Raw genomic sequence first — 13,307 nt, forward strand, 5'->3', positions numbered from 1 at the left:
TGTTCGCCACGGACGTGCCGAGGGTGGCTGAAGGGAGCCCGGACGTGAAGTACCTGCTGGCGATGTACCTGAACCCCGACGTGATGGCGAACCTGTCCGAGGAGGACATGAACGGCATCATGACCGGGCACCAGGAGTTCATCCGCGCGATCCGGGAGTCCGGCGAGATGATCAGCACCCAGGCACTCGGCGCGGTCGGCGACACCAGCGTCGTCCGCGTGCGCGGCGGCCTGCCGGCCGTCACCGACGGCCCGTTCCTGGAGACCAAGGAGTTCCTGGCCGGCTACTACCTCGTCGAGTGCGCGAGCAAGGAGCGCGCCGTCGAGCTCGCGGCGATGATCCCGGACGCCGCTGTCGAAGGCCTCGGCATCGAGGTCCGCGAGGTGGTCTTCTTCGCCGACGCCGAATCCGAAGTACCCATGGCGTGACCGGGGTCGCCGAGGTGCTGCGGCCGCTCGTGCCGCAGGTGCTGGGGGTGCTGGTCCGCCGGTACGGCCAGTTCGACGCGTGCGAGGACGCCGTGCAGGAGGCGTCGCTCGCGGCGAGCGAACAGTGGCCGGCCGAGGGTGTCCCGGACAGCCCGCGCAGCTGGCTGATCACGGTCGCGACCCGGCGGCTCACCGACCAGTGGCGCAGCGAGAGCGCGCGACGGCGGCGTGAGGAGATGGTCGCCGTGCGCGAGCCGGAGGCGGTCGTCGCCGGTCCCGGCGAGGAGCGGCCGCCGGACTCCGACGACACGCTGTCGCTGCTGTTCCTGTGCTGCCATCCCGGGGTCTCCCCGCCTTCGCAGGTCGCGCTGACGCTGCGCGCGGTCGGCGGCCTCACCACGGCCGAGATCGCGCGCGCCTTCCTGGTGCCCGAGGCGACGATGACCCGGCGCATCACGCGCGCGAAGGAGAGCATCGCCGCGGCGGGGTCGACGTTCAGCGAGCCGTCGCCGGAAGACTTCCCGGCTCGGCTGCGGGTGGTGCTCCAGGTGCTGTACCTGATCTTCAACGAGGGGTACACGGCGACGTCGGGGGAGAACCTGCTGCGCGAAGAGCTGGCCGCGGAGGCGATCCGGCTGGCCCGCGCGGTGCACGCGCTGATCCCGGGCGAGGGCGAGGTGACGGGCCTGCTCGCGCTGCTGCTCCTCACCCACGCGAGACGAGCGGCGCGCACCGGCCCGGCCGGCGAACTGGTGCCGCTCCCGGAACAGGACCGCGGCCGCTGGGACGCGGCGATGATCGCCGAAGGGGTCGCGCTGGTGCGGTCGGCGCTGGGTCGCGGCCCGGTGGGGCCGTACCAGGTCCAGGCGGCGATCGCCGCGCTGCACGACGAGGCGCCCGGCACCGAGGAGACCGACTGGCCGCAGATCGCCGAACTCTACGGCGTGCTGGGCGAGCTCATGCCGGGGCCGGTGGTGACGGTGAACCTGGCGGTGGCGATCGCGCAGGTGGCGGGCCCCGATGCCGGGCTGGCGGTCCTGGACGGCATCGACGCCGAGCTGGACGTCGGCCGCCGGGTGGACGCGGTCCGGGCGCACCTGCTGGAGCGCGCGGGCCGAACGGCGGAAGCCCAGGAGTATTACCTGAAGGCGGCGAAGCGGACCGAGAGCGGCCCGGAACGGCGCTATCTGGAGGAGCGCGCGGAGCGGGTCGGCGCGCAGCGGCCGCGCGTGCGCTGAAAGGCACCACCCGCACTCCGGAGCGGCTGCCGGCTGGTCACCCGACCCCGGCGGTGGTAAGCGGTCAGCAGCGCCGGTCGTGGCACGGACGGCAAGTTCCGGCGCGAGGTGACCGATCCGGACTCGCGAATCCTGCACCCACCCGCTTGGGGTGGGTGCAGGGCGGCAACGTTCAGCTCGCGGTGTCGGACTGGCTGATCCCGAGCGCGCCGGGCCGCCTCGTGCGTCAGTGGACCACGATGCCCGTCGCCGGCTCCGGCGCCGCCGGCACGTGGAACAGCTGCGCGAACAGCTCCAGGTCCGCGGCTTCCCCCTCGACGCCGAGCCTGCCCGAGCGGATCGCCTCGGCGGCGGTCAGCTGGCCGCTCATCAGGTCCAGCAGCGCGGCGTTGTGGCCGGTCCGGATCACCAGCTCGGCGCCGGGGAAGCGGCCTTCGCCCACCTTGAGCGCGCCGTCCTCGACGAGGGCGTGCACCGTCATGCGGTCGTCGTAGCGGATCTCGAAGTTGATCTGCACGCCTTCGGCCCGCTCGGGGCGGAAGGTCGTGTAGAGGGACAGGATCGCCGCGTCCAGGGTGACCACGTCGTCGGCCGCCGGCTTGCTCAGCGAGCGGGCGCCCCAGAGGCCGAGGTCCAGCAGGATGTGGTCGAGTTCGCTGCCGTACTGGGTCAGCTCGTACACCAGGCCCGCGTCGAACTCGGCGCGGACGCGGCGGCGGAGCACACCCGTGGCTTCCAGCTCGTTGAGCCGGGCGGACAGGATGGACGGCGGGATCTTCGGCAGGCCGGCCTGCAGTTCGTCGTAGCGCTTCGCGCCGAGCACCAGGTCCCGGATGATCAGCAGCGACCAGCGCTCGCCGATGATCTCGAGCGCGCGGGCGACGCCGCAGAACTGGCCGTAGGAGCGGGTGTGCGGAGTGGGCATCGAACTTCCTCACTTCTTCTTCGGGCGGTGCGGTGCGGTGCGGTGGCCCGGCGGAACGCCGGGAAAGCAGCGGGCGGCTCAGCGGTGGTCGCCCTCGGAGATCAGGTCTCGGTGCAGCAACTGCAGGTCGTCACACGGTTCGACGCCGAGCTCACCGGCCAGCCGCGTGCGGAGCATGCGGTAGACGGCCATCGCGTCGGACCGCCGGCCGCTGCGGCCGAGCGCGCGCATCAGCTGCCCGTGCAGGGTTTCGTCGAGGGGACTGCCGGTGGCCAGCGAGCGCAGCTCGCCGATCAGCTCCCGGTGCCGCCCGCTGACGATCTCCGCTTCGATCCGCAGGTGCAGGACGCTGCGGCGCAGTTCGAGCAGCTCGGTCCGGTACGCGGACAGCACCGGTCCACAGTGGAGGTTCGCCAGCGGCGGCCCGGTCCAGAGGTCGAGCGCGGTGCGGCAGGCTTCGGCGGCACCGGCGTAGTCGCCGGTGCCCTGGCGCTCGTACCCGGTCTGCTGCAGCTGCACGAACCGGTGGATGTCCACCTGGGACGGATCGATGTTGAACGTGTAGCCGGACTGCTTGGTCACCAGCAGCTTCTCGGCGTCGTCCGCGAGCCCGTGCTCGACGATGCAACGGCGGAGGTGGTAAACGTAGGTGTGCAGTGTGGTCCGCACCGTGCGGGGTGGGTTGTCCGACCACAGCTCCCGGATCAGCGTGTCGATGTGGACCATCTTGCCCGGGCGCATGACGAGCACGGCGAGCAGGGAAAGTACTTTCGGTGCGCTCGGCGCGTAATCGACGCCGTCGCGCAGCACTTCCAGTGGACCCAGCACGCTGAAGCGGACGTCGCCGTCGGCCGGCTCGTCGGTTCGCTGCGGTTCGGAGTTCATGGCTGGCCTCCAGCATCGTCAAAGCGTCCTCGCGCTCCCCAGGTCATGCCGCGCGGGTCGGTGGACGGCCGAACTCCGGGCTCCTATCCGAATGTGACAGAGGGGCGTCCCGGCGGCCAGTGAGCCGCCCACCGGACACGGCGTGCATCGGTCCCGTCCCGGCGTGCGTTTCGCAGGTTCCGCGGGTGCGGATCGCACCCGCCGCCATCTGGTGGAGCCCGTCGCGCGCCCGGCAGGGGCGTCCCCGGATCGGACCAGACGCGCGTCCCGCGGGACCGCCGACGATCTTGGCCGCAGGCGTCCGGCACGCCGTACCCGGGCGTTCCGCACGAGCCGGCCGGGTGAACCACCCTGCCACTACCGGGTGTCCCGCGGACGGGTGAACCGGACTGCGGGACTTCTCCATCGCGCGTCAATCGATCTCCGAGAACCGGAGTCTTCCCTGGCAGCAGGAGAACCGCCATAAGGAAGTTCGAGGTTGGACTTATGATGTTGCGTTCAATTGCGGCTGTCGGAGACGACAGCGAGTTCCGGGCTCAGGCTCGCGAGCCGGCCCTCGAGCGAGTGGACAGATCGGCCCGGCCCGCCGTACTGCAGGCTATCTCGACGATCCGGGATCGGTACTTCGAACCGATCACCCTCGCCGAACTGGCCTCCGAAGTGTTCGTCAGCAGGTTCCACTTCTCCCGGATGTTCGCCGACGCCACCGGCGTGACACCCGGCCGGTTCATCACCGCGGTGCGCCTCTTCGAGGCCAAGCGCCTGTTGCTGACCACGTCGCTGAACGTCTCCGACATCGTGTGCAGCGTCGGCTACAGCAGCGTCGGCACCTTCACCAGCCGGTTCTCGCGCGCGGTCGGCATGACGCCGACGCAGTACCGGGAACCGCAGGTCGCCGAGCTGCTCGTGGCGATCTCCCCGACGCTGCAGCGGCTGCCGCCGCTGCAGACCCTGCGCGCGGCCGGCCGCAACTGCGCGTCGCTGCAGGCGGGGACCGGCGAGCTGGCGGTCCAGCTTGACCTGCCCGCCGGCGCGGCGCCCGCCGACACGCTGGTCGGGCTGTTCGCCGACCCGGTGCCCCAGTGCGGCCCGGTGGCCTTCACCGGCATGGCGAACATGAACTCGGGCGAGCTGGTCATCCACGGCGCGCCGGCCGGTCAGTGGACCGCGATCGCGGTCGCGCAGCACCAGCCGGGTGCCCGCGGGCCGCGGTTCTCGATCGCCTACTCGACCGTGCGGGTGGCTGCGCACGGCCGGTCCGCCGCGAGGATCGAGTTGCGGCCACCGGCACCGATCGACGCGCCGATCGCGATCACTCTCGCCTCGAAGCAGTCTCCCTTTACCCAGCGCATGCTCGCTGCGGCCCGGCCGCACCTGCGCGCCGTCGCCTGAGCCCGCCGACCAAGGGACCAAACAGATGTCCACCGTAATCGGAGTTCTGCGCAAGCGCTTTCTCGCACCTTCCCTCGCCTCGGTCGGCTTCGCCGAACGCGGCTTCCCGGTCACCCACACCGACGCGACGGCCCGGCTGGAGGCGGTGCCGCAAGCGGTCATCTGCGGGTTCGAGTGGGCCATCGAAGGTGCGTCGCTGTGGGAGGTGGAGCGGCGGCTCGCGCTGATCGAACCGGAGCAGCGCGGGTTCGCCTACGAGGGTGCGACGATGGGGTACACCATCCTCGACGCGATGCCCGGCGGCGGCCGCGACCGCACGCGCGCCCTGCTGGAGGGGCCGGCGCGCCCGTACATCTTCCTGACCTACATCGGGATCGGCTTCGCGATGGCCCGGCTGCCGCGGCCGCTGTGGAAGAACGTCCTGCCGGAGCTGACCGGGGTGGCCTACCACCCGACGATGAGCTGGCTCGCCGTCGACGGCTACGGGTTCGACCGGGCCTACTTCGACACCGGCAAGTGGGTGGACGAGCAGGCCGAGCCGGAGCCCTACCCGTGGGCCGGGCGGCCGGAGTACTTCGCCCGCGCCTTCGACCAGGGGGTCGGCCGGGCCCTGTGGTTCATCCACGGCGGGAACCCGGCCGCGGCCGCCGCCGCGGTGGGGCGGTTCGCCGAACACCGCCGGGCGGACCTGTGGAGCGGGATCGGGCTCGCCTCGACCTTCGCCGGCGGGTCCGACCAGCGCGGGCTGGCGGACCTGCGCCGCGCGGCGGGCGAGTACCACGACGAGCTCGCACTGGGTGTGGTCTTCGCCGTCAAGGCGCGGACCTACGCCGCCTACGTGCCCACGCACACCCACCTCGCCGCGGAGGTGCTCACCGGCTGTTCCGTGCAAGCGCTGCGGGACATCTCCGACCGGACCGAAGCCGCCGGCGGCGACGACGGATCGCTGCCGCTGTACGAAGTCTGGCGCGGCCGGATCCGGGCGGAATTCCGGCCCGACGCCCGCCGGCTGGCGAGCTGAACGCCTGCGTCCGCGGGCCGGCGGCAAACGTGGAGTAGAGCTGCCGGTGCGGAATCTGTGACCGTGGACGTATTAGGCAAAAGATTCATGCGACCCGTAAGGGGGAAGTGCGTGGGCGACGGTTGGCGCGCGTTGAGGCGCCGCATCCTGACACCGGACGTCTCCGAGACGTCGCTGGACAAGCGTGGTTTCCACAAGAAGAGCCCGCAGGCTCAGGAATTGCTGGAAACGGTGGGGGAGAAGTTCCTGCTCGGCTACGCGCACGCCGTGGAAGCGCGGACTCCCGCCCAGTGTGAAGAATGGCTGGGTCGTATTCCGGAACAGTTCCGCGGATTCGCCTACGAGGGCGCCGGAATGGGTTACGCGATGCTCGACGGCCTGCCGTTCGGCGGCCGCCGGCACATCGACGACTTCGTGGCCGGCCCGGGCGGGACGAACCAGCACTACATCATCCTGGTCGGCGTCGGCTGGGCGATGGCGCGCCTGCCGCGGTTCGCCTGGCCGAAGGCCGACCGGTTCGACCCGCTGCTGCGCTGGCTGGTGCTCGACGGCTACGGCTTCCACCAGGCGTACTTCAAGACCGAGAAGTACGTGCGGCAGCAGTACCAGGAGCCGGGCTTCCCGTGGCCGGCCAAGGAGTACAGCGGCTATTCGCTGCGGGCCATGGACCAGGGCATCGGCCGGGCACTGTGGTTCATCTGCGGCACCGACGTCGACCTGGTGACGAAGACGATCGCCGGGTTCGCCCCGTCCCGCCACGGTGACCTGTACGCCGGGGTCGGGCTCGCGTCGACGTACGCGTGCGGGGTCGACGAGGCCGAGCTGGTCGAACTCGCCGAGCGGGCGGGCGAACACCGCGGGCAGCTCGCCCAGGGCAGCGCCTTCGCGGCCGACGCTCGAGTGCGCGGTGGCGTACTGATCCCCCAGACCGAGATCGCGACGCGGGCGATCTGCGGGCTGCCCGCCGAACGCGCGGCGGCGATCACCCAGGAAGTGCGCCCGGCGGACGTCGTCGACGGCGAGGTCCCGGCATTCGAAGCCTGGCGGCAGCGGATCGCCGGCGAAGTGCTGACCCTTGGAGGAGTGAACCCATGACCGCGACCACACGCTGGCTGCGTCGGCAGCTCGCGGGCATCGTGGCGATCGCGCTGGTGCTGACGTTGTTCTTCGTCGCGCGCCTGCCGAGCGTCTCGGCCGCCGAGCAGGACCAGCTGGCAGGCAAGTTCCAGTTCACCCCGATGACCATCGCGCTGCCGACGGCGGCGAAGTCGCAGTACGTCCGGACGCTGAACAAGCAGTACGAGCACATCTCGGCCTGGATGTCCTCGACCGGTGCCGCCATCGCGATGAACGACCTCGACGGCGACGGCCTGGCCAACGACCTGTGCCTGGTCGACCCGCGCAGTGACCAGGTCGTCGTCACGTCGGCGCCGGGCAAGGGCGAGGGGCGCTACGCCCCGTTCGCGCTCGATCCCGCGCCGCTGCCGACCTGGCAGTACATGGCGCCGATGGGCTGCATCCCCGGTGACTTCAACGAAGACGGCCGGATGGACGTCCTGGTCTACTACTGGGGCCGCACCCCGGTGGTGTTCCTGCAGAAGGCCGGCGCCACCAAGCTTTCGCCCGCGGCCTACGAGCCGGTCGAGCTGGTGCCGGGCAGCAAGCGCGGCCCGGACGGCCAGTACAACGGCCCGCTGTGGAACAGCAACGCGGCCACCATCGGCGACTTCGACGGTGACGGGCACGTGGATGTCTTCATCGGCAACTACTTCCCGGACAGCAAGGTTCTCGACCCGAACGCCGACGGCGGCATCACGATGAACCAGTCGATGTCGCACGCGAAGAACGGCGGCGGGAAGTACCTCTTCCGCTGGACCGGCGCGACCGCGGGCACCCGCCCGACGGCGAACTTCGTGGACGCCTCGACCGGCATCCCCGGGGCCGCCCGCAGTGGCTGGACGCTGGGCGCGAGCGCCACCGACATCGACGCCGACGGCCTGCCCGAGCTCTACATCGCCAATGACTTCGGCCACGATCACCTGCTCTACAACAAGTCGCGGCCGGGGAACGTGGAGTTCGGCGAGGTCACCGGGGTCCGCGGAGTCACCGAACCGAAGTCGAAGGTGCTCGGCAACGACTCCTTCAAGGGCATGGGCGTCGACTTCGGCGACTTCAACCACGACGGGCTCTACGACATCTTCGTCAGCAACATCACCACCTCGTGGGGTGTCGAGGAGTCGAACCTCCAGTTCGTCAACACCGCCAAGGACCTCACGGACCTGCGCAAGCAGCTGCAGGACGGCGTGGCCCCGTTCCACGACGAAAGCGGCGACACGCGGACGGCGTGGTCCGGCTGGGGCTGGGACCCCAAGATCGAGGACTTCAACAACAGCGGTGACGTCCAGATCGCCCAGGCGACCGGGTTCATCAAGGGCCAGGTCAACCGCTGGCCGCAGCTGCAGGAACTGGCGGTGGCCAACGACGGCCTGACGTCGAACCCGTTCTGGTGGCCGAACGCCCGGCCCGGCGACGACCTCGCCGGCGACCAGACCCTGCACTTCTTCGTGAAGCGCTCGGACGGCACCTACATCGACCTCGGCCCGAAGCTCGGCCTGGCCGTTCCGGTGCCCACCCGCGGCATCGGCGTCGGTGACGCGGACGGGGACGGCCTGCCCGAGTTCGCCGTCGCGCGACAGTGGGAGCAGCCGGTCTTCTACCACAACGACAGCCCGAAGACCGGCAAGTTCCTGCAGCTGAAGCTGAGCACCGATGCCCCCGTGGCGCCGGGCCCGCTGCCCTCGGCCGGCTCGCCGGCGATCGGCGCCCAGGTCACGGTGACCACCGCGGACGGCAAGAAGTACGTGGGCCGCGTCGACGGCAGCAGCGGGCACTCCGGCCGCCGCAGCTTCGACGTCCAGATCGGGCTGGGCGAGAACGTCTCCGGCCCGCTGGCGGTGCACCTGCAGTGGCGGGACCGCACCGGGCAGCTGCGCTCGCAGGACCTGAAGCTCGCACCGGGCTGCCACATGTACCAGCTCGGTACCCAGGCGAAGGAAGAGATGTGACGTCATGGCGACGCCCATAACGACCAAAGTGGACACTGCACCGCCGAAGCGGACCAACAAGGTCATCACGGCCCTGCGCCGCTTCGCCATCTCGATCACGATCTTCAACATCCTCGGCTACACCGTGCTCGGCTTCGAGCAGCCGTGGCTGTTTCCCTTCATCGCCGTGGGGACCGCGTACACCACGGAGATCCTGCTGGAGATCATCAACGCGAAGGTCACCAAGCGGGACGTCCGCTTCCGCGGCAACGGGTTCCGGGGGCTGGTGGAGTTCCTGTTCCCCGCGCACATCAGCGGCCTGGCGCTGAACATGCTGACCTACGTCAACGACCACGTCTGGGCGATGATCTTCGGGGTCGTCGTCGCGGTCGGCGCGAAGTGGGTGCTGCAGGCGCCGGTGTACGGCCGGCTGCGCCACTACATGAACCCGTCGAACTTCGGCATCACCGTGATGCTGCTGGTGTTCCCGTGGGTCAACATGACGCCGCCGTACCACTTCTCGGAGAAGGTCGACACCTGGGTCGGCTGGCTGATCGTGGCGGTCATCCTGATCTCGGGCACGGTGCTCAACTCGCTGCTGACCGGCCGGATGTGGCTGATCTTCGGCTGGCTGTCGTTCTTCGTCGTCCAGGCCTTCCTGCGCGGCGCGCTGTTCGACACGTCCATCCCGGGCGCGCTCGCGATGGGCACCGGGATCGCGTTCGTGCTCTACACGAACTACATGGTGACCGACCCGGGTACGTCGCCGTCGAAGCCGGTCTCGCAGTTCGCCTTCGGGGCCGGGATCGCGATGATGTACGGGTTCTTCACCGCCGCGCACATCGCCTACGGGCTGTTCTTCGCCACCGCTTCGGTGTGCCTGATCCGCGGGTTGTTCCTGTGGGGCCTGCACTTCTCGAACAAGGCGCGGATCAAGTTCGAGGCCGAGCAGGCGGCGCAGAAGGTGCAGCTCGCCGCGGCGCCGCCCGCGCCGTCCGGCGACGAAAAGCCCTTGGCGGCGTGATCGCTCCGATGTGGACATTCTGGTGAGGAGGTAGGCCGGTGGCAAGCGAAGAAGAGGTCCAGGTGCTGACCCTGGAGGCGTACGCCGACACGATCGTGCCGGGGGAGAAGCGATACCCGGAGGACCGCGCGGTGGCGGGGGCCGCACCGGGGCCCGGCGCGGTGGCGGCGGGTGCGCTCGAACTGCTCGACCACGACGCCACCGGCATCACCGCCGGCCTGCCCTACCTGGTGCAGTCGCTGAACGACCACGCGAAGTCGTACGCGGGCGAGGTCGAGCTGGAGCTCGACACCGACGTCCCGCCGTTCGTCGCGCTGCCGTACGGGCACCGGCGGGCCCTGGTGACCCGGCTGACCAAACCGGGGCACCCGGAGAAGGAGGGGTGGGTGAGCCTGGCTCTGTTCTGCAACATGGCCTTCGACACCGCCCCGCACCGGCACACCAAGGAGGCGCTCGAGAACGGTCACCCCGGGCTGCTCGCCCTCGGCTACCGGCTCCCGGACGCCGACGGGCTGTGGCGGTTCCCGAAGTTCTCCTACGGCCGCAAGCTGGCCGATCTCCATCCCGACACCACACCTTCGGGGAGCCCGGCATGAGCGCCATCGAAAAGACCGACGTCGTCATCGTCGGCAGCGGCTTCGGCGGTTCGATCCCGGCCTACCATCTGGCGGCGGGCGGTGCGAAGGTGGTCGTGCTCGAACGCGGGCCGTGGCTGGCCGCGGAGGACTTCGAGCACGACTACCTGCTGGGCTCGTCCTACACGCGGGTCTTCGACTTCGTCGCCGGCGACGGCATGAGCGTGCTCGGCGGCAACTGCGTCGGGGGCGGCAGCGTCGTGTACTTCGCGGCGATGCCGCGGGCGCCGAAGTTCGTGTTCGACCGCCACGGCAGCATCGGCCGCCGGATGTGGCCGGTGGAGATCAGCCGCGATTCCCTCGAACCGTGGTACGACCGGGTGGACGAGTCGATCCCCGTGTCCAAACAGGACTGGAACGACGTCTCGTACGCGGGTGGGCTGTGGGCCGCGGCCTGCAACCACTCGGGCCGCACGGCGAACCCGGCCCCGGTGGCGGTGGACAACGACCGCTGCACCAACTGCAACTTCCAGATGGCGGGCTGCCGGTTCGACGCGAAGCGGTCGATGCTCACCAACTACCTGCCGGCCGCGCTGGCGCACGGCGCGCAGATCCGGCCGCTGCACGAGGTGGAGCGGCTGGAGCGCACCGAGGACGGCGGTTACCGGGTCCACTTCGACCTGATCGACGAAGAGGACTACCGGATCCACACCGGTTCCGGCGTGCTCGAGGCGAAGATCGTCATCATCGCCGCCGGTGCCGGGGCCACGCCGGTGATCCTCCAACGCTCCGAGGCGGACCTGGGCAAGATGCCGCACGGCGTCGGCCGGTACTTCTCCGGCAACGGGGAGCGGCTGAACACCGCGATCATCGACGAGGACCGGGTGCGCGAGGTGCTCGGACTGTCCCGTGAGGATGGTGCCGTCTACGCGGCCAACCACATCGGCAAGGGCCCGACCGTGGCGAACTGGGACAAGCTCGACGGCTCGCTACCGGAGTACGAGCGGTATTCGCTGGAGCAGCTGTACTTCCCGCCCGGCCTCGGCACGATCCTCGCGCAGGCACCGGGCGGCGAGGAGCCGCGGTGGTTCGGCGCGGAGAAGAAGCAGATCCTCGAGAAGTGGGCCAACTGGCTGACGATCTTCCTCATGACCGAGGACGACAACGAAGGCGTGTTCGGCACTCCGCCGCCCACGGGCAACGCCTACCGCATCTCGCAGCAGATGCTCGGCCGCGGGTCGCTGCGCTACGAACCGACGGCGAACACCCTGCGCGGCTGGGCGCTGGCGGACGCGGACTGCAAGGCGATCATCGAGAAGGACGGTCTGGCGAAGGTCGCACCGTGGACCAACGACGTCGTCGGCGCGTACACCGTGCACCCGCTGGCCTCCTGCCGCATCGGTGACGACCCGGCGACGTCGGCCCTGCACCCCAGCCACGAGCTGCGCGACCACGCGGGCATCTTCGTCACCGACAGCGCGTCGGTGCCCGGTGCGCTGACGGTGAACCCGGCCATGACGATCGCCGCGCTGGCCGAGCGGGCCGTGCCCGGCATCGTCCGGGCGCTGCAGGAGCGCGGCGTCGACGTCAAGTACGGCGCCCCGGCGCCGGACGGCTCCATCACCGGCCGTCGCGCGGTGTCCAAACTGGACCTGGTGGCCGGCAGCTGAACCGCTGGTCAAGTGAAGACTCCGGTCGTCGCGACGTGACGACCGGGAGGCAGATCGGGCACCGGGACCTCGCAGCCCCGGGACAACCGACCCCGAGTCCGGGTCAGGCCGTCGCCCCGGTGCACCGATCCGCCGTCCCCCGGTGGCCGCGGTGGCGGTTCCCCCGCCCCGCGGCCACTGCGGGCCCACCCAAGGACGTATCCGAGGTTCGAGAGGACGGCACAGGTGACTGACACGACGGGCGTGATCGCCGACTTGACCGCTGAGGCCGCCGTGGTCGACGAGCTCGTGGCCGGCCTCGCCGAAGCGCAGTGGGAGACGCCGACCCCGGCGCCGGGCTGGCGCGTCCGGGAGCAGATCGCCCACCTCACGTTCATCCTCCGCATCGCCGGGCTGGCCGCGGCGCAGCCGGAAACCTTCGTCGCGATGACGAAGTCCCTCACCGGCGGGCTCGACGTGGCCGTCAACGCGGCGCTGAAGGAGTTCGAGCACGACCCGGCGGAGGTGCTGCTGACGAAGTGGCGGGCCGATCGCGACCAGGCGATCAAGGCGCTCGCCGCGGTGCCGGGCGACCAGCTCGTGCCGTGGCTGGTGCGGCCGTTGCCGCCGTACGTCCTCGCGTGCGCCGGCATGATGGAGCTGTTCGGGCACGGCCAGGACGTCGCCGACGCGCTCGGCGTGCGCCCGGAGCGCACCGACCGGCTGCGCCACCTCGTCGGCTTCGCCGTGCGCGTCCGGGACTTCGGCTACGAAGCGCACGGGCTGACGCCGCCGGAGGCCGAGTTCCGGTTCGAGATCACCGGCCCTTCGGGGGCGGTCTGGGCGTTCGGGCCGGCGGACTCGCAGGAGCGGATCACCGGCAGCGCCGAGGACTTCTGCCTGCTGGTCACCCGCCGCCGGCACCGCGCCGACCTCGACCTCCGCGCCGAGGGCGCGCTGGCCGACGCGTGGCTCGACATCGCGCAGGCCTATCGCGGTCCGGCCGGCGAGGGCCGGGCGCCGGGGCAGTTCGCCGACTGAGCGGGAGTCTGTCCACAGTGGAATCAAGTTTGTCGCTGCGTGCGGACAAGATGGCCGCGGGCATGGAGAAAGAAGACGTGACCGG

General features: G+C 70.6%; 12 protein-coding genes. 10 read left to right on the top strand and 2 right to left on the bottom strand.

Features of this window, described 5'->3' with window-relative positions:
* The first annotated feature begins 44 nt into the window (after window positions 1–44).
* Both ABZ342_RS26430 and ABZ342_RS26435 read left to right on the top strand, forming a co-directional pair.
* Complete coding sequence (locus ABZ342_RS26430; protein ID WP_360478099.1) at window positions 45–428, top strand: YciI family protein; 384 nt, start codon at window positions 45–47, stop codon at window positions 426–428.
* Window positions 425–1,666 (top strand): DUF6596 domain-containing protein, encoded by a 1,242-nt coding sequence (locus tag ABZ342_RS26435; protein ID WP_360478102.1) that lies wholly within the window; start codon window positions 425–427, stop codon window positions 1,664–1,666. Before ABZ342_RS26430 ends, ABZ342_RS26435 begins: the two co-directional genes overlap by 4 nt.
* 226 nt (window positions 1,667–1,892) lie before the next feature.
* On the opposite strand, the gene ABZ342_RS26440 is transcribed toward ABZ342_RS26435, so the two are convergent.
* Together ABZ342_RS26440 and ABZ342_RS26445 are read right to left on the bottom strand one after the other, a co-directional pair.
* On the bottom strand, window positions 1,893–2,591 hold the full coding sequence (locus ABZ342_RS26440; protein WP_360478105.1) for a helix-turn-helix domain-containing protein: 699 nt from the start codon (window positions 2,589–2,591) through the stop codon (window positions 1,893–1,895).
* Window positions 2,592–2,669: 78 nt separating this feature from the next.
* On the bottom strand, window positions 2,670–3,476 hold the full coding sequence (locus ABZ342_RS26445) for an AfsR/SARP family transcriptional regulator (RefSeq protein WP_360478108.1): 807 nt from the start codon (window positions 3,474–3,476) through the stop codon (window positions 2,670–2,672).
* A gap of 564 nt (window positions 3,477–4,040) precedes the next feature.
* Here ABZ342_RS26445 and ABZ342_RS26450 point away from each other — a divergent pair.
* From ABZ342_RS26450 to ABZ342_RS26485, 8 genes are all read left to right on the top strand, one after another.
* On the top strand, window positions 4,041–4,868 hold the full coding sequence (locus ABZ342_RS26450) for an AraC family transcriptional regulator (RefSeq protein WP_360478111.1): 828 nt from the start codon (window positions 4,041–4,043) through the stop codon (window positions 4,866–4,868).
* 25 nt (window positions 4,869–4,893) lie between these two features.
* Entirely contained in the window at window positions 4,894–5,889 is a 996-nt protein-coding gene (locus tag ABZ342_RS26455) for a DUF1702 family protein (protein ID WP_360478114.1), read from the top strand.
* 111 nt (window positions 5,890–6,000) lie between these two features.
* Window positions 6,001–6,984, top strand: coding sequence for a DUF1702 family protein (locus ABZ342_RS26460; RefSeq protein WP_360478117.1), 984 nt, complete (start codon window positions 6,001–6,003; stop codon window positions 6,982–6,984).
* Window positions 6,981–8,954 carry a CRTAC1 family protein gene (locus tag ABZ342_RS26465; protein ID WP_360478120.1) on the top strand — a complete coding sequence of 658 codons (1,974 nt, stop codon included), beginning with the start codon at window positions 6,981–6,983 and terminating at the stop codon, window positions 8,952–8,954. The genes ABZ342_RS26460 and ABZ342_RS26465 overlap by 4 nt, the downstream gene beginning before the upstream one ends.
* A gap of 4 nt (window positions 8,955–8,958) precedes the next feature.
* A complete protein-coding gene (locus ABZ342_RS26470) occupies window positions 8,959–9,957 on the top strand; it encodes an enediyne biosynthesis protein (protein ID WP_360478122.1) in 999 nt (332 codons plus the stop codon).
* A 38-nt stretch (window positions 9,958–9,995) separates the two neighbouring features.
* Complete coding sequence (locus ABZ342_RS26475) at window positions 9,996–10,553, top strand: DUF5987 family protein (protein ID WP_360478125.1); 558 nt, start codon at window positions 9,996–9,998, stop codon at window positions 10,551–10,553.
* Window positions 10,550–12,202: a GMC family oxidoreductase gene (locus ABZ342_RS26480; protein WP_360478128.1), complete on the top strand. Its 1,653-nt coding sequence runs from the start codon at window positions 10,550–10,552 to the stop codon at window positions 12,200–12,202. The genes ABZ342_RS26475 and ABZ342_RS26480 overlap by 4 nt, the downstream gene beginning before the upstream one ends.
* A gap of 225 nt (window positions 12,203–12,427) precedes the next feature.
* Window positions 12,428–13,222: a TIGR03084 family metal-binding protein gene (locus ABZ342_RS26485; protein WP_360478131.1), complete on the top strand. Its 795-nt coding sequence runs from the start codon at window positions 12,428–12,430 to the stop codon at window positions 13,220–13,222.
* Window positions 13,223–13,307: the final 85 nt, after the last annotated feature.

The sequence above is a fragment of the Amycolatopsis sp. NPDC005961 genome, assembly GCF_040629235.1.
Taxonomy (GTDB): domain Bacteria; phylum Actinomycetota; class Actinomycetes; order Mycobacteriales; family Pseudonocardiaceae; genus Amycolatopsis; species Amycolatopsis camponoti.

Excerpts from the sequence above, each read along its gene's own strand:
- ABZ342_RS26440 (WP_360478105.1), bottom strand. The coding sequence starts at position 2,591 with ATGCCCACTCCGCACACCCGCTCCTACGGCCAGTTCTGCGGCGTCGCC.
- ABZ342_RS26445 (WP_360478108.1), bottom strand. The coding sequence starts at position 3,476 with ATGAACTCCGAACCGCAGCGAACCGACGAGCCGGCCGACGGCGACGTC.
- ABZ342_RS26455 (WP_360478114.1), top strand. The coding sequence starts at position 4,894 with ATGTCCACCGTAATCGGAGTTCTGCGCAAGCGCTTTCTCGCACCTTCC.
- ABZ342_RS26465 (WP_360478120.1), top strand. The coding sequence starts at position 6,981 with ATGACCGCGACCACACGCTGGCTGCGTCGGCAGCTCGCGGGCATCGTG.
- ABZ342_RS26470 (WP_360478122.1), top strand. The coding sequence starts at position 8,959 with ATGGCGACGCCCATAACGACCAAAGTGGACACTGCACCGCCGAAGCGG.
- ABZ342_RS26480 (WP_360478128.1), top strand. The coding sequence starts at position 10,550 with ATGAGCGCCATCGAAAAGACCGACGTCGTCATCGTCGGCAGCGGCTTC.